Source organism: Paenibacillus sp. 01T47, assembly GCF_056398245.1.
Window position 1 is genome coordinate 58441 of record NZ_JBFTPA010000008.1, and the last position, 24574, is coordinate 83014.

Sequence of the window (24574 nt, forward strand, 5' to 3'; positions counted from 1 at the left end):
AGCAGAAACGTATGGTTACAGCAGTAAAAGAATCAAAGGGCGATAAGCTGTTTCTCATTTTGAACTATATTTATTTGCTACTAGCGCTAATCGTTGTGTTGTACCCGGTGCTCTATATGGTCAGCGCTTCGATAAGTGATCCGAAATACGTCAATTCAGGCGAAATGTGGCTGTTTCCGAAGGGGATTACGTGGGAAGGGTACAAGCTGGTATTCGATAACGCGAAGGTTTGGAATGGATATCTCAATACGATCATTTACACGGTCGTGGGTACTCTGCTCAATCTAGTCGTTACCCTGCCTGCCGCGTATGCGCTGAGCAGAACCGATTTCATAGGGCGCAAGCTGTTCATGGGCATCATTCTAGTTACGATGTTCTTCAGCGGAGGCCTTGTGCCAAGCTACTTGTTAATTAAAAACCTAGGCCTCATTAACAGCATGGGTGCGCTTATTTTGCCAGTCGCGGCCTCAGTATGGAATATCATCGTGGCGAGAACCTTTTTCCAGTCTACGATTCCGAAGGAGCTGCAAGAGGCTGCACATATGGATGGCTGTACGAACTTGAAGCTATTTGTCCGTATTATTTTACCGCTATCCTCACCGATTATTGCCGTTATGGCTCTCTTCTATGGAGTAGGGCATTGGAATAGTTATTTCTCTGCATTGATTTATTTGAATGACGAGGCGAAATATCCGCTTCAAATGATTTTGCGTCAAATTCTTGTGCTGCAGGAAATGACAGCAGAGACTACGGGTGCCGCGGTTAGCGGTGAAGTAGCGATGGCGATGAATTCCAAGGCAGATGCGGCTTCTTTGGTCAAATATGCGGTCATTATCGTATCGACGCTTCCGATCATTGCCGTTTATCCGTTTTTGCAGCGTTACTTCGTACAAGGCGTCATGATTGGCTCTGTAAAGGGTTAGTTGCCTTGTTCGGAGCTTTTCCGAAGGACTTTGTGAGATAATGGACGAAGGAAATCATTCCTTCGCTTATTATATAGCATCATTTAAATAGAATAGAGGAAAAAAAGGGAGGATTTAAGAATGTACAAATCAAGAAAAGCAGCGTCCTTGCTGCTTGCAGGTGTGATGACGGTTACATTGCTTGCAGGCTGCGGCTCGAACGGCGACAAGGAAAAAGGAAATACGACTGGAGCGGGAGCAGGAGCAGCTGCAAACGTGAATAAGGAAGGTTTTCCAATCGTTAACGAGAAACTTACCTTAACGCTAATGGCGCCGGACATCGGTATTCAGAACTGGAATGACATGCCGGTAATGGACGAAATGGAGAAATTGACGGGCATTAAATTTGAGTATTTGAATGCGCCTAGAGACAGCTTTGATACGAAAAAAAATCTAGTTTTTGCAAGCGGCGATTATCCTAATGTATTGTTTGGCGCAAAGCTAACTCAGGCTGAGGAGCTTAATTATGGTGGACAAGGCATTCTTATTCCACTGGAAGACCTTATTGACGAATATGCACCGAATGTGAAGAAGCTGCTTGAGGCTTACCCGGATATTCGCAAATCCATCACAGCACCGGACGGGCATATCTACTCCTTGCCAAGATTTGATTTAAACCAGCCATGGTACCGCAATCCGCTTTGGTATAACGGCGACTTTCTGAAAGCGCTTGATATTAAGAAAATTCCTGAAACAACGGAGGAATTGTACACTTATTTGAAGCGGGTCAAAGAAGAGGATCCGAACGGCAATGGCCAAAAAGACGAAATTCCACTCGCTTCCTCCTCGAAGATGAGAGATTTGCGGACGTGGATTCTAGGAGCTTTTGGCGCATATGAGGAAGAAATTTATGTAGATGACAAGGATGTTGTTCATTATACGCCTATGGAAGAGCCTTACAAGGCGTACCTGGAATACATGAATCGTCTTTGGAGTGAGGAACTGCTCGACCATGAGTCCTTCTCTCAAACGGATGATCAGAAGAAAGCAAAAGCTAAAAACAATCAAGTCGGATTGTTCTCGGAGTGGCATGCATACTTTACACTCGGCGGCGAGCCAGACACCGAAGATGTGCTGTTCAGCCCTGTGAAGAGCGATATGGTAGCAGCTCCTGCAATTGCAAAAAATAGAGGTTATTCAACAGGCGCCTTCGCAATTACGAGCAGCAACAAAGCGCCGGAAGCATCGATGCGTTGGGTCGATTATTTGTACTCCTATGATGGAGCAATGCTGTTTGACAAAGGACCTGAAGGTACGCTCTGGAAATACACTGACAAAGCTTCAATGACGAAGGAATGGCTGCCTGTTCCAGGCGGCGGCGATCGTGAGGAATACCGCTCAACACTTACGCCTAACTATGGTATTGCTGCGCCTATGGTAATTAGTGATGACCTTACAAAGGGCTTGAAAACAGAGTTCGATGAGTGGGTAAGCAAGGAAAATAAAGAAAAGCTGTTGGATCGCGGTGCAAGAGTTCCGTTTCCAGCTTTGTTCTTAACTGCAGAAGAGTCGGCTGAGGTTACAAAGCTTCGCTCTGACCTGAGCACGTATGTTATGCAAATGGAAGCTAAGTTTATTACAGGTCAAGATTCGATTAGCGGTTGGGATAAATACGTTGGCACGATCAAGAAAATGGGTGGAGAACGGATGGCGGCGATTTATCAGACGGCATACGACCGCTGGAAAACGAGCTAACATCCAAGTAAATAAGCCAACTCTTGCACCGGAAACGGTGCTTAAGAGTTGGCTTTGATTATGAGCATGATGACAATGATGGGCTTTACTCCACATGGTGGACTTCGGGAGCATTAAGCTTACGGTATTGCCCTGGGGTAAGGCCTGTTTCTTTCTTGAATTTACGAATAAAGTTCGGTGTATCCAAGTATCCGACTTGCTCAATAATGTCTTTAAGTGGAGCATCGGTGCTCAGCAGCAGGCGCATGACCTCATCCATACGGCAGCGCGAAATATATTGTGAAAAGTTGAGACCTGTTTTTTCTTTGAAGCTGCGGCTCAAATAGGATGTTGAGATCGCGTATTTCAAGGCGATATGCTCGAGGCTGAGCGTGTAATCCGCATATTGCTGATCCACGTACGCTACGATATCGTCCATTAAAGAATGCTGCTCGGTCTCGGTATTTCGTTCCACCTGCTCGCAAATTTGTTCGGCAAGCCTGTTCAGCTTTTGTTCGGTTTCTTCGAGTGTATCGAAGGTTGCCATGGCAGAAATATGCTGAATAACGCTGTGCATGCCCATTTCAGAGGCTGCCCGCAGCAAGGCATTCAGCAGGTCATAGCAAAAGCAGCGCAGCAAGGATACCGATAATGACTCGTTTTTCATATCAAGGATGATGCTGCTAATCATTTGTCTGGCTACGATTGCGTTTCCTTGCTTTAAGCTTTGCTCTAGCTTGAGCAGCGATTTTTTGGAGATCCAGAAGGTCTCTGTATCAGGCGAGCTGAGCTCTGCCAAGTGTTCAAAGTAAGTGACATGGCCATTGCCGCCTGCCAATCGGAATTCCAGCGCGGTAGCCGCTTCGATAAAGGATTGATTAAGCTCTGCCAGATTCTCGTATGGCGTACCAACTCCTAGCGATGGCAGCAGCTGCGAGTTTTCCATAATCATGAGCTTTATGGACTCAACGATTTGTTCAACCTGCTCCTGCAAAGGTACGGACTCTGATGGTACAAGGCTAACCATGAACGCAAATTGCTCTGCTGGGGAGAACTCGATCCCATAAACTCGCGAATGAAGATCCGGCAGCTCCAATTCATGGAGCATTTCCTGCATCTGCTGGCGTTCCTGACGGGAATTTTCGCCCGTATTGGAAGCATTCCAAGCCAAAATAACAGAGAAATAATACCCTTGCCCCTGCGGAAGCTCAAGCCCTGCATCCAAGACTAGCTGCTCGATCTCTGGGTCGTCAGGCTTGCCGTGCTTGAGTAGAAGCAGTAAGCATTGATTGCGAACATAAGGCACCTGTATATCTATTCGAGCATTATAATCATGAATGGTCTGCTTGATCCAATCCCATTCGTTGCTGATTTTTGCTGAATCTAATGCAGTGCTTTTGCTCTTTTGTTTGGCGAACTCCATTAAATCTTTAATGGGATGGTATTGACGCTTGGCCAATAACATAGCTGCGGCAATGCCCGTCAGTACGACGATGCTGAATACAAGCAGAATCAGAGTCTGAATGTGAACGACACGGCTGAAAAATTGATGGCTCGGCATTGCGGCGACGTAAGTCCATCCATTCTCTTGCGATAGGACAGCAACAACAGACTGCTTCTCGCCGTTCAGTGTCAGGCTGTGAATGCCTGGCTGCAAAGCAGAGAGGATAGCTAAGTCACCCTGCGGCATGCTTGCTCCATGATTATTGGCCGTCAGCATTTTGCCATCCTGATCAAAGATATAGCTGCTGCCGGAAAAGTTGTTGAGGATGGAATCCATGACTCCGGTCAGCTTGGACTCTTCCATCAAATAGACAACGGTTCCATAAGGAAAAGGATCATTTGGCATAATCGGAACGAGCAGCGTAAGCATAGATTCCTTGCGGTAGTTAACGTTGACCTGCTCAGCAGGACGCATAATCGGACCTTTGGCTTCATTTAGGTCATGAAGTAAATCCTCTTTACTCACTTGATTAAACTGATAGGTTTGGCTGAATAAAACATCTACATTGGTAAGGCCGCGAGATGAGTAAATAGTGGAATCCTCATGGAAATATAGGAATAAATCTTCCAAAATGCTGCTGTTGGCTTTGTAGGTAGAAAGTTGACGAATAGCTTCCCAGCCGAAATAGGGATCACGAACCATATAAGGCGTTAATTGCTCGTCGTAGGCTATTTTGCTGGCGATTTCCTGAAGCTCTCTCATCCGGTCATCAATCGTCATTTTCACTTGATTCAATTGATTCACATTGGACTGTTCTATCTCAGAGCGAAGACCAGTGACTGCGTTTTCATAAACGAATATGGTAACTCCGGTCAAAGGGATTAGGAAGATAAGTATGTACGACAAGGCGTATTTCAGAAGTAAGCTTGATTTCAAATGATTCCAATTTATTTTGGCTCGTGACAACGAAGTTGACTTATTTGTGAGCTTTGACACGACTGTGTTCGCCTCCAGTACGTAATTGTAATCCATGTTCAATCATGATGCTTAGTCTTCCATTATGCAATAAATAGCGGATCATGGAAAGTAAAGATCCATAAACAATAGAGAAATGATAGGAGCGAGAACCATGAAAGCAGTACTATTTTATGACCCTACTTTTCCGTTAGACGGCTGTGCGCCAAATACAGAGGCACTTCAAAAGCTGAATAGTCTGTTTAAAGTAACCGATGCGGAAGGATTGTCAGCAGCTCTTAAAGAAGACGGGGTAAACTGCCTCGTTCATTTGCACGGATCGTATTTTCCGAAAGCATCATGGCCGGAAATACTCGCTTTTGTAAAGCGGGGCGGGGGATTGATTCATGCAGGCGGAGCCCCTTTTAAACTGCCGGTGAGCCGGGATGGCGAGCAGTGGGACGTCCAGCAGGAGATGACAGCGTACCATCAGGAACTATTTATTCATGAGGCACTTGCTGTCGATCATACGCGCTCGACTGAATTGTGCCACAATCAGGAGCTGCCTTTGCTGCAGGGCAAAGAGCATTTGTTCACAATTGAACCTACGTTTGGCCTTATTTTGCATGTGACGCATGAGCGGGATCAGCTGAATCAGGCTACGGGCTCGCAGGGACCGATGAATGCACACATTCGTCCGCTTCTAAAGGGAATGTCTGCAGGCGGCCGGGAGGTATCGGCTCCTGTCGTTCTGATCGAGCATAACAAGGGCGATTTTGCAGGCGGACGCTGGTTGTTTGTGAATCAACAGCTGACTGACCGTTTCTGGTCGGGCACAGGCGCGGATGCTCTTGCAGAATGGGTGGCATTTTGTTCAAGGGGTGTGACTGAGCTTTGGATTAAACCGAGCTACGCGGTTTATTATGAAGCAGAGAGACCATATCTGACGCTTCAAGCACAGCAGATTAAAGCGGCATACGGCTATGAGCAAAGCAGCAAGCAAGAGAACTGGTCGATGGCTATTTCTATTTATAAGCAAGGAGAGACTAAGGCGGTATGGGAGCATCAGTTGAGCGTGAGCGTTGGAAGCGAAATCGAGTATATGAGTTTTAGTGTACCGCTCGCTATTGAGCCGGGCTTGTATGAGATTGTATGTGAAGCCGAAGCTGAAAGCGGAGAAAAAAGAGTACTGCGGCAGGGCTTCTGGGGGTATGACCGCGATTTGCTGGAGAGAGGTACGCCGCTTGCAGTTGGTCGGGATTATTTTGAGAAAAATGGCGCTCCCTTCCCGATTGTAGGAATGACGTATATGACCTCGGATGTTGGCCGGAAATTCGTGTCTATGCCAAATGCCGCGATCTGGGATCAAGATATGGCGACGATGAAGGAAGCCGGCATCAACCTGATTCGTACCGGTTTATGGACGGCGTGGCGGCATCTTATGTTCGAGGATGGACATGCATCGGAAGAGCTGCTCAGAGCTGTAGATGCTTTTATTTTGACAGCGGCTAAACATGAGATTGAAATGACCTTCAGCTTCTTCGCCTTTGCTCCCGAAGCTTGGGAAGGCAAAAATCCGTATCTCGATCCAAGAAGCGTACAAGCACAAAAACGGTTTATTGCAGCGATCGTATCCAGGCATAAACACACGTCCAATGTACAGTGGGATTTGATCAATGAGCCTTCATTATTTGATCATATGCGCATTTTCTCAGGGCCTCGCTCCATGCATGATCCTTTTGAAAAAGCAGCCTATGTGAATTGGCTAAAGCAGCGGCACGCATCGATTGGCAAGCTGCAGGCGCGGTGGAATATGACGAGCACGGAGCTGCCGGACTTTGAAGCGATCACCTTGCCGGAGCAAACGGACATCGCGTTTGATATTCAAGACGTGAAGAAGCTGAAGAAAAACACGCGCTGGCTGGACTATACACGGTTTACGATGGATATGCATAACCGCTGGGTAGGGGAGCTTACGGCAACGATTCATGCCATTTCCCCGCGTCAGCTCGTGACCGTTGGCCAAGACGAGGCGCTTGGCATGGGGCCGCGTCCTTCTCCGCTAATTTATGCGGAAAGCGTAGATTACACAACCGTACACACTTGGTGGCTGAATGACAGGCTGCTATGGGACAGCGTATATGGCAAAGATCCTAGCAAGCCGACCTTGATTCAAGAAACGGGCATTATGTATGTGGAAATGCCGGATAACCGGGCGAAGCGTTCAGAGGAAGAGCTGAGGAACATCTTGGAGCGCAAATATGCATATGCTTTTGCCGCAGGCGGCGCAGGTGCGGTGCAGTGGCTGTGGAATACAAACTATTTCATGGACAATGTTTGCGAGTCGAATATCGGTGCACTGCGGGCTGACGGGACACAGAAGCCGGAAGCGGATGTATCCTATGACTTCGGCAAATTTATTGGGCACATTTCGAGCTTGTTTGAGGAACGCCAGCTAGAGGAGATTGCGGTAGTGTTTCCTTACTCCAATGATTTCTCCAGCCGTCGTTTTGCTTGCGAAGCGACAGGAAACTTGACTCGTGTGCTGGGCTACGAAATGAAGCTTCCGCATCGCGGCATTGGAGAGTTTCACTTGGAAACCTTGCAGCGCGACAAACCAAAGCTCATTATCGTTCCGAGCGCTCACAATTTCAGTGATGCTGCGCTGACGGAGCTGCTTGCGCATGTTGAAGCGCATGGAGGCACGCTGCTCTTCACCGGACCTATTGGGCTGGATGAATATTGGAAGCCCACTTCACGGGCCGAATCGATTGTGGGACCGTATCGTTTAAGCAATATATCACGGGAGGAAACGCTGCAAATTGGCGAGCATACCTTCAAAGCTTCTTTCGGAGGCAAGAAGATTGGCGAGCTGAACAAAGAAATTGCTTTGGACAGCAGCGGAAGCTATTCGGATGGCATTTCAACCGTTCGTACCGTAGCCCACGGATTAGGCAAAGTCATGTGGTGCCCGCTGCCGCTGGAGCTTAACGAGCGTACGGATACCCTTATTGCGCTTTATGAGGCTGCGCTGCATGAGGCTGAGGACTTGAAGCCAGGCATCGTATGGGAAGCAGGCGGAGACCATTCGGGGATCTTTGGCAGCAAGCTGCAATTTAAGCAAGGAAGTCTGTATACTTTTATCTCGGAAGCGGGTACGGATTGTCCTGTAACTGTGCGTGACGCAAAAACCAACAAGAGCTACAGCTTCGTGCTGGAGAGTGAACGCTCGGTTCTATTTGCGACGGATTTGGAAGGCCATGTGCTGGCGTCCTATCGCGATATTATCGTTTGAGTGATGTAGCAAGATTATTAGCTTAGACAACTGCAAAGTTTACCGAGAGGCTGCTTCAAAGGTAGATAAATCTACTTTTGGAACAGCCTCTGTTTCATATAAGGCAGTTGTTTTCAAAAAACGGCTTCGCTAACTTTAGCTGAACTATATCAAACAAACATAAGCTTACTTTCTAGTTCTATTCTTGATCAATGGGCTTGTTTGTTGAAAACAAGCCTAAATTTTAGTTCTATTTTTGCTGAAACGGCTCCAAATCATGCTGATTTGCGGGGGATGAGGAAGTTTAAGTCTACTTTCTAGCTCTATTTTTGAATAATGGGCTTGTTTGATGAAAATAAGRCTATATTTTAGYTCTATTTTCGCTGAAACGGCTCCATATGATGCTGATTTGCTGGTGATGCGGACGTTTAAGACTAATTTATAGCTCTATTTTTGAATAATGGGGGCGTTTGAAGAAAATAAGGCTATATTTTAGCTCTATTTTCGCTGAAACGGCTCCAWATSATGCTGATTTGCTGGTGATGYGRAAGTTTAAGACTAATTTCTAGCACTATTTTTGAATAATGGGGGCGTTTGATGAAAATAAGACTACATTTTAGTTCAATTTTCGTTGAGAGGAGCAGAGGCGGATGAGAGCGTGCCGCATGGCTTCTTACCTTTTTGGAAAGCACCTTCTTTTTGTGCATCGGTTCCTTTCTGTCTAAGAAGTTGCTTATTATGCACGTTTGCTACTTATGGTTTCGGCATAAATCGCTGCTAACGCAAATAAAATGGTAGATGGTGGGTGACAAGCTGAGGCGAGGCGGGGATCTAATGAACAGAAGAGGGATCATTAAAGGTTTGGCTATTGTTTTATTGCTGCTTGTAATCGTCTATATCGGAGTAGCGGCGATTCCGGATAAGCAGCTGGAACAGCTGTGGACTAGTGAGCAAGGAGAGATTATTGAGATAGCGATCGCAATTGGCATGATCGGGTTTGGGGCCCTGCTAATCCTGATTATTGTATTCGATCTGCCAGCTGGCAACAGTCGCATAAGCAATCGCAGCCATGGAGTGGTTGAAGCCGCTAGAGCGGAGACGGAGTCAAGGCCAGAGGTTGCCGTAACGCCTGCATGGGAGCCGCCACCCGTCCCTCTAAAAACACCTTCAATCGAGCAGATCGTTGGAGCCGCAAACGCTGCCGCTGAGTTAATATCGAATAGCCGTAATGCTGTCATCACGATGAAGGTCATCACTGGTCATGCACAGCATATTGGCGAGCGTGAGGAGCAGCAGGATGCTTATGGCTTCTCGTCACTCGAAGATGAAGAAGCTATTGAGCGTCACGGTGTGCTCGCTGTGCTTGCGGATGGCATGGGCGGCTACGCTATGGGGAAGGAGGCGGGGCAGCTTGCCGTGCAAACGATGCTGAATGAATATATAGCAAAATCAACAGAGGAGTCTATCCCGCGGGCATTGGAGCATTCACTGCATCTTGCCAATCAAGCTGTATATGAGATGGCGCTAAGTCATGAACTCGAATGGAGTGTCGGAACGACGCTTATTGCGACCGTCATTCATCAAGGAGAGCTGTATTGGATATCTGCCGGCGACAGCCGAATTTATTTGTTTCGAGGCGGAGTACTCATGCCGCTAACGAGGGATCATATTTATGCGAATCGGTTACGGGAGTATGTTTTGGCGGGCAATCTAACACAGGAGGAAGCCGAGTCACACCCGGAGCGCCATTTGTTAACAAGTTATTTAGGTATCCCTCGCATAACAGAAATCGATGCCAATCAAGAGCCGCTGCACCTTTTGACGGGCGATCTAGTTATATTGTGCAGTGACGGGCTCTATGACGACTTATCAGATAAGCTGCTGGAGGAGGCGTCGTGCTTATATCCTCCGCTTGCCGCCGCGTTTATTTTGCAGAATGTGCTTGCAGAACAAAGGCCTTACCAGGATAACGCAACGATAGCCATATTAGCTTGTGTGTAGGCTTATGGTTAGAAACGCCCAGATAGTGGGTAGTATAAGGTAGGTGATATGAAGAAGGAGGTCTTTATAATGGATAATGAACATGATGTGCGGCATGCTAAAAGCCTAGCAACGGAAAAGGATATCGATCCTGATTTTGGTTTGTTTACGGAGGATGCGAGTGGCGCAGCTGTGCCTCATGCATCGGAGCTGCTGGAGAAGCAGCATCCCGATACACACGTGCTTGAATCTCATATTCCTGCTTCGCTGGATAATCGTGCGGGGCTGGACGACGAGGTTGATACGCCAGAGGAAATTTCTGAGGAGCTGGCTTCGGTGCCCGATGCGGACGTTATGGCGAAGGACAGTCCGATCGATCCTGCGTCTCCCGGTGAGGAATTCCACGGCATTGACCTATTGAATGGTGTCGGCAATCACCCTGAGGATGAGACGGAAGAGCTCTAACTACTGATCCGCATAGATTAGCTGGAGAATAAGGCTTCCATAATAGACGTCTATGTTGTATTCCATACAATATTGACGTCTATTTGTCGATTTAATACATGCGATAAGTAGCTTCGCCAAGCGAATAACAAACATAACTGTTGTGCGATGATGATGATGCTTATGTTACAATAGAGGAACAAATGTTCTTTATGGGAGCGGTAGAAGGAAAATATGCTGATAAACGATACGGTCACGATATCGGTGAGAAACTTAGTCGAATACGTATTTCTGAGCGGCAGCATCGACGTAAGGCTAAATGCCATCGATACGATGCATGAGGGCACGAAAGCGCATCAGAGAGTACAGCTAACCTATGGTGAGCAGGATCAGAAGGAGGTCTATGTCAAAGCGGATATCCAATTGGATGATCTGCTGTTTGTCGTGGACGGTCGCTGTGATGGACTGCTCGGAACAGACCCGATATTGACCGTAGATGAAATCAAATCGACTGGCGGTGACTTGGATCGTATAGCGGAGGACGGTTATCCTGTCCACTGGGCGCAGGCGCTATTTTATGCCTACATGTATGCTAAGGAGCATGAACAGTCCGCAATGCGTGTACAGCTTACCTATGTGCAGACGAAAACAGAGGAAGAGCGGCGGTTCATGCGGGAAGTCAGCTTCGTAGAGCTGGAGCAATACGTTTATGAGATTACTGCGCGATATGCTCCCTATGTGCAGCAGCTCCGCAAGCATGAGCAGCTAAGGAACGAGAGCATTAAGGGGCTGGCTTTTCCGTTTGAGACGTACCGAGCAGGGCAGCGCAAGCTTGCCGGAGCGGTCTACAAATCAATTGAGGAAGGCGTTCGTTTGTTTGCGAAGGCGCCGACGGGTATAGGGAAAACCATATCGACGACCTATCCAACGATCAAAGCGATAGGAGCAGGCATGCTGCAGCGTTTTTATTATTTGACAGCAAGGACGACAACAAGAGCGGCAGCCGAGGACGCCCTATTTTTTATGCGCGAGAAAGGGCTGCATCTGCACGCTGTGACGATTACGGCTAAGGATAAAATATGCTTCCAGGAGGAAGTCCGCTGCGAGAAAGAGCATTGCCCTTACGCGGAAGGCTACTATGATCGGATTAATGGAGCCGTGCTTGATATATTGGAGCAGGAAACGATTATGACGAGGCCTGTTATCGAAGCCTATGCCCATAAGCATAAGGTTTGCCCATTCGAATTTTCGCTAGATTTGGCGTATGCATCGGATGCGGTTGTCTGTGATTATAATTATATTTTTGACCCGCGCATTTCATTTAAGCGTCAATATGCGGAGATGAAGAAACGGACAGCGCTGCTTGTGGATGAAGCACATAATCTTGTGGATCGAGCGCGGGAGATGTTCTCTGCGGAGCTGACGAAAGCTCCGTTTCTTGCGCTGCAGCGAGAGCTGAAGGGCGTGCATAACGAGGGGTATCGCACCGCCAAGGCAATCAATGATTATTTCATCGCGCTGCGCAAAAGCAGCGATGGGGCGCCGCATTTGATTCAGCGGCAGCTGCCGGAGGAGCTGGTCACATTAGTGGATGCATTCGCATCGGCTGCGGAACAGGCGATCGCTATAGGTGTTAGCGGAGACAGCACGCTGCTGGATACTTATTTTGCAGCGCAAAATTTTGTGCGGACAGCTAAGTTATTTGATGAGCGTTATGTCGTCTATATCGAGCTTTCGAAGAGCGATGTTCGGCTTAAGCTGTTTTGCCTTGATCCCTCTCAATTGCTGCAGCAGGTGGGCAAGGGTTATCGCTCGCATATCTATTTCTCTGCAACGCTCTCTCCCGTCTCGTATTATATGGACATGCTGGGAGCGGGTGAAAATGACTATACGCTCGCAGTGCCGTCTCCTTTTGCGAAGGAACAGCTTGATGTAGTCATTAATCCGCTTTCTACAAGGTACCATGACCGCGATCAATCTAAGCTGCCGATAGCGAAGCTGATTATGGAGCTGATGAGTGAGCGGCCGGGTAACTATTTTGTATTTTTTCCATCCTACGCTTACATGAATGCTGTTTATGAGACGTATATGGAGCTGAAGGAATGGTCTGTTCCAACAGGAGCGGCCTCGGATGCAGAGGTACTGCTGCAAACGCCCGATATGGCAGAGGAAGAGCGGGATCGTTTTTTAGGTGCATTTCAGGCTGGGAGCGGGAAGTCCTTGATCGGTTTTGCGGTGATGGGCGGCGTGTTCTCGGAAGGCGTTGACCTCGTCGGAGACAGATTGGTCGGCGTTATCGTTGTTGGGGTAGGTTTGCCGCAGCTTGGTGTAGAACGCAATATGCTGAAGGATTATTTTAACGAGCAGGGCAAGAATGGGTACGATTATGCTTACGTATTTCCGGGAATGAACAAGGTGCTGCAAGCTGGAGGAAGGCTCATCCGCTCGGAAACCGATCGCGGCACACTCGTGCTCATCGACGATCGGTATTTGCAGTCCCAGTATCAACGGCTTTTGCCTGAGGAGTGGAAGGGATAATCAATTAACAGAATCGGATTCTGTTTTTGGTTTGCGGCTGAGAAATGACGGCAATTGCACGGAACCAAACCTTTTTTCGACATATGCTGCAGCCGATAAGGTGATCAATAACCCGAGCAGCGATCCGCATACGGACAAGGGAACGACCCAGAATAACGTGGGATGTGTAAAAAAAGGAATGAGTGCGACGGCCAAAATCGGAGGCGCATTCCATTTGAAGGTTCGGATGCAAAAAATAACGATGATAAGCGTGAGAAGCAGCGAAAGAGCGCTCGCGTTCCAGTGGGCAAATAAAGAGCCGATAAGCGAGGAAAGCACGGCGCCAACGGCGATTTTGCGAAGCTCTGCTTTCTCGAATGGACGCGAGATGAAGAGCAGGCTGAAGGCACCCAAGGTAGGGAAAAACAAGGTGTGCATACTCGGAATATGTAACGAAATCCAGTAAATCGTGATGATATATAAGCAGATTGCATAAGTTCTAATACGCATGCTGTAAAATCACCTTCTTTCAAAAATAAGTGGCTGCTGCGAGCCATTTTACATTTTACCTTCCCCGTTCTTGTACCGTCAATCGCTGATATATTCCATTTGCCATCTTGCTCGGCATAATTTGTTTTTTTACCAATCGGTATTGACAGTAATTTCTATGGATGGTAAAGTGACTAATATATTTTAGCGAGAGGAGGGTTACGTTACATGAACACTTACGATTACAATCAATTTGCAGCGAAGAATAACCATCATTTGAACATGAATAACGTAATCCATCCGCGCGTTGTTTCACTTTGATTAAAGGGTAAACCCCATCATCAGAGGCGCATGATTACGTCATCGTAATTATGCGCCTTTTCTATGACCTCGCGAGACTTGACTATGTTCTAAGTCGCGTTTTTTTGAGGGGAAGAAGCGTGTCGTTACGACGACACGCTTTTTTTGTGTTCTCGGGAGTAAATCGAAGGTAAACGAAGCTTGGATGGATAGCGGAAGGTGTGGTAGAGAAGCATGTTTAGTGTACTCAAAAAATTAAGCTGGTTTTTTAAATTGCATTGGAAGCGTTATACGGTTGCTATAACACTTCTAGTTCTAACAGGAATTATTGATGTCATCCCGCCTTGGCTTATTGGCTATACGATTGATGGCATACATCAGGATTTACTCGGTCAAGCCGATTTTAATCGCGTGCTTTACGGCTGGATCGCACTAACGGTAGTAGGCTATGTCATTACGTACATATGGCATTACAAGCTGTTTGGCGGAGCATTTGTGCTGGAGAAGTTGCTGCGGTCACGATTAATGGGACATTTTTTACGAATGACCCCCACCTTTTATGAACGCAATCGGACGGGCGATCTTATGGCGCGCTCGACCAATGATTTAGGAGCGGTTGCGCAGACAGCCGGCTTCGGTATTTTGACGTTAATCGATTCGACCTTATTTATGATTACGATTCTAATTGTTATGGCAGGCTTGATAAGCGTGAAGCTTACGCTTGCCGCATTGCTGCCGCTGCCGCTTATGGCGCTTGCGATGAAGCATTATGGTAAAAAAATTCACGAACGTTTCATGGACGCGCAAGACGCATTTGGCGATTTGAACGATCAGGTGCTGGAATCGGTATCTGGTGTTCGGGTTATCAGAGCCTTCGTGCAGGAAGAAGCAAGCGAAGCACGTTTCAGCGCCAAAACAAATGAAGTGCTTAACAAAAATATTGCTGTTGCGCGTATCGACGCGTTATTCGAGCCGACGATGAAAATACTCGTTGGAACAAGTTATTTGATCGGGCTTTGTTATGGCGGATATCTTGTATTCCATAATGAAATTACGCTCGGGGAGCTCGTATCCTTCAACGTGTTTCTTGGTATGCTGATCTGGCCGATGTTTGCAATCGGTGAGCTCATTAACATTATGCAGCGCGGTAACGCTTCGCTCGATCGTGTAAGTGAAACACTTGGCTATAAGCCTGATGTTGCTGATGCAGCAACGCAGGTGAAAGTAGATGAACCAACGTCCGTTGAATTTAAAAATGTGACGTTCCGTTACCCGTCCTCCCAAGTCGATAACTTGGTTGATCTCTCCTTTGCATTGTCGCAGGGGCAGACGCTTGGTATCGTAGGCAGAACAGGCAGCGGCAAGACTACATTGCTGAAGCAGCTGCTTCGGGAATATCCGCTCGGACGCGGCAGTATTCATATATCTGGAGAGCCGCTTGGCAGCTTGAAAATCGATGACATGCTGGGCTGGGTCGGATATGTGCCGCAGCAGCCGATCTTGTTCTCGAAGACGATTCGCGAAAATATTTTCTACGGCCTAAAAGAAGGCACAGACGCCGATTTGCAGCGAGCACTCGAGCGGGCTTCATTCGCCAAAGATATTAAATTTTTGCCGGATGGACTTGAGACGATGGTAGGCGAGCGGGGCGTGGCATTGTCCGGCGGACAGAAGCAGCGCGTGAGTATTGCGCGTGCCCTTATCGCTGATCCGGAAATATTGCTAATGGACGATGCTTTGTCAGCTGTTGACGGGAAGACGGAATCCGAGATTATTGAGGGCATACGTACAGAAAGAGCAGGCAAGACGACATTCATTACGACGCACCGGTTATCCGCAGTACAGCATGCGAACTGGATTATCGTTCTCGACGAAGGACGAATTGTGCAAGAAGGCACGCATGAGCAGTTGCTGGAGATGGGCGGCTGGTATCGCGAGCAGTATGATCGTCAGCAGCTTGAGGCTATTATTGAAACGTAATAAATTGGAGGCGTGAAGAGCAATGGGCAACACAGGAAAACGATTGTTTCAATACGCCATGCTTTATAAAAAACCGATCCTGCTTGCGCTTCTTCTGCTCGTGCTTGCTGTATGCGCAGAGCTTGCAGGACCGCTAATTGCAAAACGGATGATTGACCAGAATATTCTCGGCATTGAGAAGAAATGGCATGAAGTCGAAGCAAAACAAGAGTATGCGGTTCTTTATAAAGATAAATGGTATAAGCGCGAGGATCACTTTGCCGCTTCGGAACAGAAGGGCAAGGAGGTTCGCGTGCTGCAGGTAGGACGCAAATTTTATTGGCTGGAGGATGCGCTGGCATCTGATCAAGGCAAACGTGTCGTAGAGGGGAACAACCTTGCAGTGACAAACAAGGAAACGGGCGAAACGGTCTCGTATCCAGTAACACAGCTTACATCACAAGAGCTGTATTCCTTCTATAAGCCGGAGTTTCCGGCGTTAATGAAGCTAGCAGCTATGTATTTCGGATTTTTGCTGCTCGTAGCTGTCTTCACCTACGGACAGCGGCTAATGCTGCAGACGTCAGCGAATCGTATCGTGCGCAAGATGCGTACGGATATATTTGCACACACGCAGCGGCTGCCGGTCAATTATTATGATAATTTATCAGCTGGGCAGGTTGTCTCGCGGGTGACTAATGATACAGAAGCTATACGCGAGCTGTATGTCGCAGTGCTGGCAAATTTCTTTACAGGTGTTATTTATATGGTGGCTATTTATGGAGCCTTGTTCTTGCTTGATGTGCGCTTAGCGCTTCTGGCTCTGCCGCTTGTGCCAATCCTCATCGTTTGGATTATCGTTTATCGTAAATTCGCTGCTCGTTATAACCGTATCATTAGATCAAAGCTGAGTGAAATTAACGGAATGATCAATGAATCGATACAAGGGATGACGATTATTCAGGCGTTCCGCCGTCAGAAGGAAACGACGAAGGAATTTGAGGAAATGAATGAGCATTATTATAAATATCAAAACAAGCTGCTCAGCCTCAACTCGGTGACATCGCATAATCTAGTCAATGTTATACGGAATACATTGTTCCTCATTGTACTCATTATGTTCTGGGGCGATTCACTCCGCGGAGCGGTATCGGTCGGCGTGCTTTACGCATTCATCGATTATATGAACCGTATGTTTGCGCCGATCGTTGGTATCGTAAACCAGCTATCCAATCTCGAGACGGCGCGCGTATCTGCAGAGCGAGTATTTAAGCTGATGGATGAGGAAGGAATCGATGTCGTTTCCGGCAAAATGGACCGATATAAGGGCGATGTTAAGTTCGAGGATGTTTCTTTTGCTTATAAAAAGGATGAGTATGTGCTGAAAAATATTTCCTTCCACGCTCAACAAGGCCAGACGGTTGCGCTAGTAGGCCATACCGGCTCAGGCAAAAGTTCGATTCTTAATTTGTTGTTTCGTTTCTATGATTCGAACGAGGGCAAGATCATCGTAGATGGCACTGATGTTCGCGATATGCCGAAGCAGCTGCTAAGGCAGCATATGGGTATCGTTCTTCAGGACCCATTCCTATTTACCGGAACGATTGCATCGAACATCAGCCTTGATAACCCGGAGATTAGCCGCGAGAAAATTGTACAGTCGCTGCGTGACGTTGGCGCTTACGACATGTTCAGTCAGTTCCAAGGCGGCATTGATGCTCCTGTTATTGAGAAGGGAAGCACACTGTCTGCTGGTCAAAGGCAGTTGATTTCCTTTGCAAGGGCACTTGCTTATGATCCCGCTATTCTTATTCTCGATGAGGCGACAGCCAGCATTGATACCGAGACGGAAGCCATCATTCAAGAGGCACTTGATGTACTGAAGAAAGGCCGCACGACGTTCGTCATCGCGCACCGCCTGTCGACGATTCGCAGTGCAGATCAAATTCTTGTGCTTGATCGCGGCGTCATTGTGGAGCGAGGCAGCCATGATGAACTTATGGAGCATCGCGGCAAATATTACGCGATGTATCAGCTGCAATTCGGCGCAGCATCTGCATCATAGAAAACGGCAAAAAAAGGCTAAGCGAGAGTCATCCCGCTTAGCCTTTTTTATTTGGGCAGATATTATCGTTTGTTAGTACATCAGGTCTTGAAGCGGCTGATCGCCTCATTCAAGGTAGAAGCTAAATTACGCAGCTGCTCGGAGGAGCTTGCAACCTCCTGCATGGAAGCAAGCTGTTCTTCTGACGCCGCAGCGACACGCTGTGAGTTTCCTGCGGAATTAGCCGTTATGCCCTCAAGCGCATCTAGCGAAGCTGCAATTTGCTCGCTGCCAGCTGACATTTGCTCCGACGCTGCGGATACTTCCTGTACTTGACTGGAAACATCACGAATGGAAGTAACGATAGAGCGGAAGGACTCGCCGGCTTGTGCCGAGATGTTTGAGCCGAAACGCGCGGCTTCCACAGACTGCTCCATTGATGAAACGGCTGTTGAAGCATAACTTCCGATGCTATGCAGTATAGTTCCAATCTGTTCGGAGGATTCCTTGGAGCGTTCAGCCAGCTTGCGGATTTCATGGGCAACGACAGCAAAACCTTTGCCATGCTCGCCGGCACGCGCCGCTTCAATAGACGCATTAAGTGCAAGCAGATTAGTCTGATTGGCTACATCGCCGATCAAGGCGAGGATGCCGCCTATTTTGTCACTCTGCTCCTTCAACTCATGCAAGGTCGTAACCGTTTCGACTACATTGGACTCGATAGTATTCATTTGATGCAATGTTTGATCAATAACGGTCTCGCCTTCCGTAGCCATTGCCGTAGTGTCCGCTGCCAGCTCAGATACAGATGAGGTCGACTCTGCAATTCTTTGAATGCCGATCGTCATTTCTGTCATCGCGCGCTGGCACTCTTGCAAGCTTTGCAGCTGTGTTTCAGAGCCGGAGGCAACTTCTTGAATAGCTTCAGTTACTTCTTCTGTCGCACGGGAGGTCTGCTCTGCACTCTGCTGCATGTTGAAAGCCGAGCCAGCCACCTCATCGGATGTTATTCGAATGCTGCCTGTGAGCTGACGAAGGCTTGCGATCATTTCATTAAAGGCGATAGAAACTTGAGCTATTTCATTGCCTCCTTTGACCGCAACGGCAAGCGTCAAGTCGCCATTCGCTGCTAATGAGGATACTTCCGCGAGCCGTTTGAGCGGCTTCAACGTCATTCTTACCAGTGCAACAATAATAAGTATGGCAATAAAGGCTAGCAGCGCTGCAATCCCTATGCTTTTCCAAAACATAAGATTTAAGGCATCATCAATTTGTTTGAAATCAACATCGATGCCAAATATGCCGATTAATTTGCCGCTTGGGTCTTTTACGCGTGCTAAATAAGAAATCCACTGACCATATTCATCTGTAACGACTTCGGTCAAAGCAGATCCCTCATTTAGGGCATCATCAATTTTGCCAGCGAATGCTTCACTCATTTCATACTCATCTCCAGGTCCAAGGCCTGCGGCGGAGAGAGCCTCATTGCTCTGCATCATCTTTATAAATTTTTTTCCGTCGCGTTCGATTACCTCAGGCATATACACATATGCATTTGCGACGATATCGTTCTTAATCATGACGTCGAGCTGCAGCTTAAGCATCTTGAACGTAGCATTATTGGTATCACGCCCAGCGGATACTTCGTTGTATCCAAAAGTAACCAGATCATGACCAGCTTCGATTTGATAACCAAGCGTTTGTCCAATCCGTTCAATTTCATCTAAATAGGATTTTTTCTGCGTGCTGTAGGATAAATACTCGGTGACGCTAATGACAATAACGAGGAGAAGGGCTAATACGATGGAGCTGGTAACGACTAAACTTCTGTCCTTAATTCGGAACATGCAATCACACCCCATAATGAAAAGTTAAGATAAGATAAGTTATCGTCGAATTCTGTCGAAAAATGAATAGTAACGATACAGTCCATTTTTTTACAATTCAATGAATGACATCTGTTATTACAATAACAAACTTTTATTAGAGAAATACGGGGCTTTATGTTAGAAAAGTGTTCAATTACAGCATGTCTTCAGCCAACTTTCAGCGGGGATTAAAGGAGGCTTAAGTTTTATTGTCTATGCTAGGTCTTGTAACAACAAATTTGAAAGTGAAAGGTGGAATATTCAATGAAGAGAGCAAAAGCTATAACAGCGGGTGCTATTGCGCTAACGCTTGCCTTAGGGGGCGGAGGCCTATGGGCTAGCCAATATGTAAATGCGGCAGCAGCAAGCAGCGAGGCGCAGCAAGAGCAAGGTGCACAAGCAGATAGCAGCGCAGCTAAGAAGGATCATGAAGGCAGACATGGCGGTTTCGGACGCGGCTTTCAACAAATACAGGAACAGTTACTAACGTACTTAGGGCTCGATGAAGCGGCGCTTCAGACTAAGCTGCAAACGTCAACGCTGGCAGAGGTTGCAGTCGCGAGCGGGAAAACGCGAGCTGATCTTAAGACTAAGCTTGTTGAATGGCTGGAGGCAGCTGAGGCAGCTAATCCGAAACCTGACGCAAAAGTAGAAGCAGACAAGCTTGCAGAAACTGGACAACAGCAAGCAAAGCCGGATGCTGCTGCACAGGCGGAGAAGCTGCTTGATTCCAAAGGATTAGGTTTTGGAAAGCATGGCGGCGGTGGTGAAAGAGGAGGCGGCTTTGCGAAAAACGTAGATGGCATAGCTGCAGCGCTAGGCATAACGGCAGATGTATTAAAGACGGAGCTTGAATCAGGCAAGACCTTGGCGGCAATCGCTGAGGAGAAGGGTGTTGCGATCCAAGTGATCATTGACGTGCAGGTAAAGGATCAAAAAGCGAAGCTGGCGGAGGAGCTGGCAGCGGGAACGATTACGCAGGAGCAATATGATACGAAGCTAGCTGAGGCTGTCGATCGTGCAACAAAACATGTAAATGGAGAAATCCCGGCGCGCGGAGGCCATGGCAAGGGTGGACATGGCGGAAAAGGACCGCGTGGCGAACGTCCGAGTGACGATGCAGCGAAGAGTGAATCCACAACGGATACCTCCGCAGCAGCAACACCAGCTCCAACTGCATAACAGTTTTGTAGGCAAAATATTCAATAAGTCAGTGTAGACTTTAAAAAGATGAAGGAGCTGCTCCGGGTCTATGACCTTGAGGCAGCTCCTTCATGTCTGTTGTATAGCTTATTCATTCTTACCGAGAAGAAGCGCCAGCTCCTGTGGCGGCAGCGGTTTACTGAATAAATAACCTTGCAGCTCATCGCACTGCAGCTCCGTACAGAAATTCGATTCGGCAATTGTCTCCACGCCTTCTGCAACAACCTTCATATTCATGCTATGTACAAGCTCAATAATTGCTTTGACGATCGATGATTTTTTCTCGTCATTCGTAATGCCTTGAATAAAGGAACGATCCAGCTTTACGTCTGATATAGGCAGGCGCTGCAGCTGATTCAAGGATGAATAACCCGTGCCAAAGTCATCGATTGATATTTGAATGCCAAGCCCCCGAAGGAAAAGAATGGTCTCGATCACTTGATCCATATTCCGCATAAATACACCTTCAGTAATTTCAAGGCTTACATATTGCGGATCAAGGCCGGTGTCCTTTAACGCTTTGACGATCATTTCAGATAAGTTTCCTTGGTAGAAATGTCTTGCTGAAATGTTCACTGAGACGCATATATGCTGTAGTCCCTCATCCTGCCAAGCTTTATTTTGCCGGCAGGCCTCATGGAAGACCCAGCTGTCAATATCTAATATAAAACCGGATTGCTCGGCAAGTGGAATAAACTTATCGGGCGGAATCATGCCAAGCTCGGGATGACGCCAGCGAATGAGCGCTTCAATGCCGCATAGCTCGCCGGTTGCAGCATTTATTTTTGGCTGATAATGTAGCGAGAACTGTTTGTTTTGCAGCGCATTATAAAGCCCGTTCTCGATCTGCATCTTCTCTGTCATCGCGGATACCAGCGTTGGTTTGAAAAACCGGTAGCAGCCGTCACCTTGCTCTTTGGCGCTATACATAGCAATATCGGCGTTTCGGATAATGGTATCCATATCGCCGCCATCCTGCGGGTACACGCTAACGCCGACGCTAACGGTTAAATAAAGCAGCGTTTCGTCGATCATAAAAGGCTCATTGAAGGAATCTACGACGGCTTGGGCATTTGCAGCCAGTTCATCTTCATTCTCATACTGTCCGACAAATACAAACTCGTCTCCACCCAATCGGAAGACGTTGCATTCATCAAACACCGCTGCTCCGAAGCGTTCTGCTGCCTTGCCGAGTAAAATATCACCTACAGCATGTCCAAGCGTATCATTAATTTGCTTAAAGCGATTGATGTCAGCGAACATGATGGCTATCGGTTTTTTCATAGCAGCGTTCATAGTTATCATGTCTTGAAAATGGAGTGTGAATTGCAGCCTATTCGGCAGACCAGTCAGCATGTCGTAATAGGCAAGCTGATGCAGTCTTTCCTCCGATTGCTGCAATAAATAAGTTTGAGCCTCCAGCCTCTCGTTGCTTCGCTGCGATTCTTGAAACATGTGAATAAGATTGGTTGACATATGCTTGAAATTTGCAATCAATGAATGAATTTCTACAATGCTGCTTCGTGGCCATTCCAATGTGTTCATCTCCTGAAGCTTCAGCGGAAGGTTCGTTGTTGCTTTCGCTAACCGAGTTAAACTGCGAGAGAGCCACCAATTAATGAGATACGCTAGAATGACGGCAAAAAAGGCAAGCCCGATCATATAAACAAAATGAATGAAATATTTGGTAAACAAATATTTTTGATGATTTTTAATGGGAAAGTCAACGTAAACAAGCCAATCCGATGCCTGAAGTTTATCTTTATATATCAAATTTCCATCATACCAGGTCTGGAAATGCCAAGAGTATTTTTTTACGTCAGGCATAACTAAATACGCTTTTTTGTTCATGGGAGTAATGCTGCTTTCTTTGGAGAAATCAAGCATTTCACCTACAGTCTCAGGCGCGCTGGATGCAATAACTTTATGGTCGGCGTTCGTCACAGATATGATAGAATTCCCGAAATGTTTGCCAAGGGCTAGTTGAAGGAAAGCAATCTGATCTTGCTTATCTAGATCGGTGCTAACCGCCTGCCATTTATCCAATGATTCTGAAATGCGATTGATTTCGATCGAGGAGATTCGCTCGGCATATAGACTTACTTCTTTAATGGAGCTCAAGCTGTTAATGAAAATGTTGAGTAAAAACGAAAGGAATACGATACCGATGGAGAAATGAAACAGTACCTTGCTGAAGGAATTTGGTCCTTGCTGCGAGCGGGCAAACCCACTCCATTTGCGCAGTGGCATGTACTGGTAGATAATCTCAGCGAACAGTGCGTTAAATAGGCCATTCATGGCAATAATTCCTGCAATAAGAAGCAAATCCTGCGTTATGAGCGTTGAATGAAAGGAGTAGAACCAATAGATAGCGGGCATTCCGACTAGAACCCAGAAAACGGCGTCAATCCCAAACAGTTGATTCTTGTATTTGCGAAGAAGCAAGCCGATAAAGGCAGCTTCAATAAGGATGATGTAATGAAAGAGGGGCTGCTTTAATAAAAAAGTGCCTAGGAATAGGACAACTGCGCTCATTAAGAGTCCTGGCCAGTAACCGAATAATCGCAAGCCAAGAAGTGTAAATAGACTCGTTAATGAAAAGGTAATGCCATACAAAAATTGAAAATGGTTCGACTCGGCGATTAGCGCAAGAAGCGCACATAAGGCAAATGCGAAAGCAATCGTCAATTGTTTGTTGTGCTGCTGAAACAATGGGTTGCTCACCGTCGGCCTCCTGGAAGTGTGACAAAACCTTTTACGTTCAAATAAAAGGGTGCCGAAGCACCCTGACAAGGATAGGAACATAAAAAGAGTTTGATTATTTTCCCTGTTATTCGACAATTTTTTCTAATATCCTGCTTTTGTTTCAGGAAGATACTGTTAAACCTTTAAAATATCGTGATCCACATAACGTTCGCCGTTTAATTCGCTAATGATGTTAATGGCAGCTTTTGCCCCATCCCCTGCAGTAACGACTGCATGCACGCTTACGCCAGCAACCGTTCCTGCCGCCCAAATGTGATCAATATTCGTTTTACCAGCCGCGTCGACCGCAATAACGGTTTTGATACGAGGCTCGGTACCCGGTTTTGTAGAGATCCCGATATGCTCAGCCAGCTCAGTCGAAACGCCTGTTGCAATAAGTACATGCCTTCCTTCATAGCTTCCGCCGTCTGTTTCCACCCGCAGGCCGTCAGTGATGGTAACGATATTTTGTACGGTTTCCTCCTTGAACTCTGCTCCGAATTTCTCAGCCTGTCGTTTGCCTGTATCCACAAGGTCGGGGCCGCCAATTTCTGAAATTCCGTAGTAGTTCTCGAACCAAGCGCGTTTTGTCATTCCTTTGTTGTTCTCAAACACGAGCGTCTTTTTGCCTGCTTTTGCAGTAAAAATGGCTGCACTTGCTCCAGCCGGACCAGCACCAATAATAACGATATCGTACATACGACATACCTCCAATAA

At 47.0% G+C, this 24574-nt stretch carries 14 protein-coding genes; 9 read left to right on the forward strand and 5 right to left on the reverse strand.

Features of this window, described 5'->3' with window-relative positions; all coding sequences use genetic code 11:
• Window positions 1-11 precede the first annotated feature (11 nt).
• Window positions 12-923: a carbohydrate ABC transporter permease gene (locus AC1DOV_RS17610; protein ID WP_076266323.1), complete on the forward strand. Its 912-nt coding sequence runs from the start codon at window positions 12-14 to the stop codon at window positions 921-923.
• Window positions 924-1043: 120 nt separating this feature from the next.
• Window positions 1044-2657 (forward strand): extracellular solute-binding protein, encoded by a 1614-nt coding sequence (locus AC1DOV_RS17615; protein ID WP_477511253.1) that lies wholly within the window; start codon window positions 1044-1046, stop codon window positions 2655-2657.
• Window positions 2658-2742: 85 nt separating this feature from the next.
• Here AC1DOV_RS17615 and AC1DOV_RS17620 read toward each other — a convergent pair whose 3' ends face one another.
• Complete coding sequence (locus tag AC1DOV_RS17620) at window positions 2743-5076, reverse strand: helix-turn-helix domain-containing protein (protein WP_477550626.1); 2334 nt, start codon at window positions 5074-5076, stop codon at window positions 2743-2745.
• Window positions 5077-5209: 133 nt separating this feature from the next.
• Between AC1DOV_RS17620 and AC1DOV_RS17625 the strand changes: the two genes are divergently transcribed.
• The 4 genes from AC1DOV_RS17625 (at window position 5210) to AC1DOV_RS17640 (ending at window position 13270) form a co-directional block, all read left to right on the forward strand.
• The gene (locus AC1DOV_RS17625) at window positions 5210-8329 is read left to right on the forward strand and encodes a beta-galactosidase (protein ID WP_477550627.1); all 3120 of its coding nucleotides are present in this window, start codon (window positions 5210-5212) and stop codon (window positions 8327-8329) included.
• Window positions 8330-9142: 813 nt separating this feature from the next.
• A complete protein-coding gene (locus AC1DOV_RS17630; protein WP_477550628.1) occupies window positions 9143-10309 on the forward strand; it encodes a PP2C family protein-serine/threonine phosphatase in 1167 nt (388 codons plus the stop codon).
• A 69-nt stretch (window positions 10310-10378) separates the two neighbouring features.
• Window positions 10379-10753, forward strand: a complete 375-nt coding sequence (locus tag AC1DOV_RS17635) for a hypothetical protein (RefSeq protein WP_339205464.1) — start codon at window positions 10379-10381, stop codon at window positions 10751-10753.
• Between the two features lie 219 nt (window positions 10754-10972).
• Entirely contained in the window at window positions 10973-13270 is a 2298-nt protein-coding gene (locus AC1DOV_RS17640) for a helicase C-terminal domain-containing protein (RefSeq protein ID WP_477550708.1), read from the forward strand.
• Here AC1DOV_RS17640 and AC1DOV_RS17645 read toward each other — a convergent pair whose 3' ends face one another.
• Window positions 13271-13759 (reverse strand): hypothetical protein, encoded by a 489-nt coding sequence (locus AC1DOV_RS17645; RefSeq protein WP_477550629.1) that lies wholly within the window; start codon window positions 13757-13759, stop codon window positions 13271-13273. It lies immediately after the preceding gene.
• Window positions 13760-14272: 513 nt separating this feature from the next.
• On the opposite strand from AC1DOV_RS17645, the gene AC1DOV_RS17650 reads away from it, so the two are divergent.
• On the forward strand, window positions 14273-16018 hold the full coding sequence (locus AC1DOV_RS17650; protein WP_477550630.1) for an ABC transporter ATP-binding protein: 1746 nt from the start codon (window positions 14273-14275) through the stop codon (window positions 16016-16018).
• Window positions 16019-16040: 22 nt separating this feature from the next.
• Window positions 16041-18062, forward strand: coding sequence for an ABC transporter ATP-binding protein (locus AC1DOV_RS17655; protein ID WP_441874647.1), 2022 nt, complete (start codon window positions 16041-16043; stop codon window positions 18060-18062).
• Between the two features lie 80 nt (window positions 18063-18142).
• Here the strand turns inward: AC1DOV_RS17655 and AC1DOV_RS17660 are convergent, their stop codons facing one another.
• The gene (locus AC1DOV_RS17660) at window positions 18143-19888 is read right to left on the reverse strand and encodes a methyl-accepting chemotaxis protein (RefSeq protein ID WP_441874648.1); all 1746 of its coding nucleotides are present in this window, start codon (window positions 19886-19888) and stop codon (window positions 18143-18145) included.
• A 285-nt stretch (window positions 19889-20173) separates the two neighbouring features.
• Between AC1DOV_RS17660 and AC1DOV_RS17665 the strand changes: the two genes are divergently transcribed.
• Window positions 20174-21091: a hypothetical protein gene (locus AC1DOV_RS17665; protein ID WP_477550631.1), complete on the forward strand. Its 918-nt coding sequence runs from the start codon at window positions 20174-20176 to the stop codon at window positions 21089-21091.
• A gap of 108 nt (window positions 21092-21199) precedes the next feature.
• Here AC1DOV_RS17665 and AC1DOV_RS17670 read toward each other — a convergent pair whose 3' ends face one another.
• Both AC1DOV_RS17670 and AC1DOV_RS17675 read right to left on the reverse strand, forming a co-directional pair.
• Window positions 21200-23836: an EAL domain-containing protein gene (locus AC1DOV_RS17670; RefSeq protein WP_477550632.1), complete on the reverse strand. Its 2637-nt coding sequence runs from the start codon at window positions 23834-23836 to the stop codon at window positions 21200-21202.
• Window positions 23837-23992: 156 nt separating this feature from the next.
• The gene (locus tag AC1DOV_RS17675) at window positions 23993-24556 is read right to left on the reverse strand and encodes an FAD-dependent oxidoreductase (RefSeq protein ID WP_441910110.1); all 564 of its coding nucleotides are present in this window, start codon (window positions 24554-24556) and stop codon (window positions 23993-23995) included.
• Between the last annotated feature and the right edge of the window lie 18 nt (window positions 24557-24574).

Coding starts and splice junctions, on each gene's coding strand:
- AC1DOV_RS17610 (WP_076266323.1), top strand. CDS start 12: ATGGTTACAGCAGTAAAAGAATCAAAGGGCGATAAGCTGTTTCTCATT.
- AC1DOV_RS17615 (WP_477511253.1), top strand. CDS start 1,044: ATGTACAAATCAAGAAAAGCAGCGTCCTTGCTGCTTGCAGGTGTGATG.
- AC1DOV_RS17625 (WP_477550627.1), top strand. CDS start 5,210: ATGAAAGCAGTACTATTTTATGACCCTACTTTTCCGTTAGACGGCTGT.
- AC1DOV_RS17630 (WP_477550628.1), top strand. CDS start 9,143: ATGAACAGAAGAGGGATCATTAAAGGTTTGGCTATTGTTTTATTGCTG.
- AC1DOV_RS17635 (WP_339205464.1), top strand. CDS start 10,379: ATGGATAATGAACATGATGTGCGGCATGCTAAAAGCCTAGCAACGGAA.
- AC1DOV_RS17645 (WP_477550629.1), bottom strand. CDS start 13,759: ATGCGTATTAGAACTTATGCAATCTGCTTATATATCATCACGATTTAC.
- AC1DOV_RS17650 (WP_477550630.1), top strand. CDS start 14,273: ATGTTTAGTGTACTCAAAAAATTAAGCTGGTTTTTTAAATTGCATTGG.
- AC1DOV_RS17655 (WP_441874647.1), top strand. CDS start 16,041: ATGGGCAACACAGGAAAACGATTGTTTCAATACGCCATGCTTTATAAA.
- AC1DOV_RS17660 (WP_441874648.1), bottom strand. CDS start 19,888: ATGTTCCGAATTAAGGACAGAAGTTTAGTCGTTACCAGCTCCATCGTA.
- AC1DOV_RS17665 (WP_477550631.1), top strand. CDS start 20,174: ATGAAGAGAGCAAAAGCTATAACAGCGGGTGCTATTGCGCTAACGCTT.
- AC1DOV_RS17675 (WP_441910110.1), bottom strand. CDS start 24,556: ATGTACGATATCGTTATTATTGGTGCTGGTCCGGCTGGAGCAAGTGCA.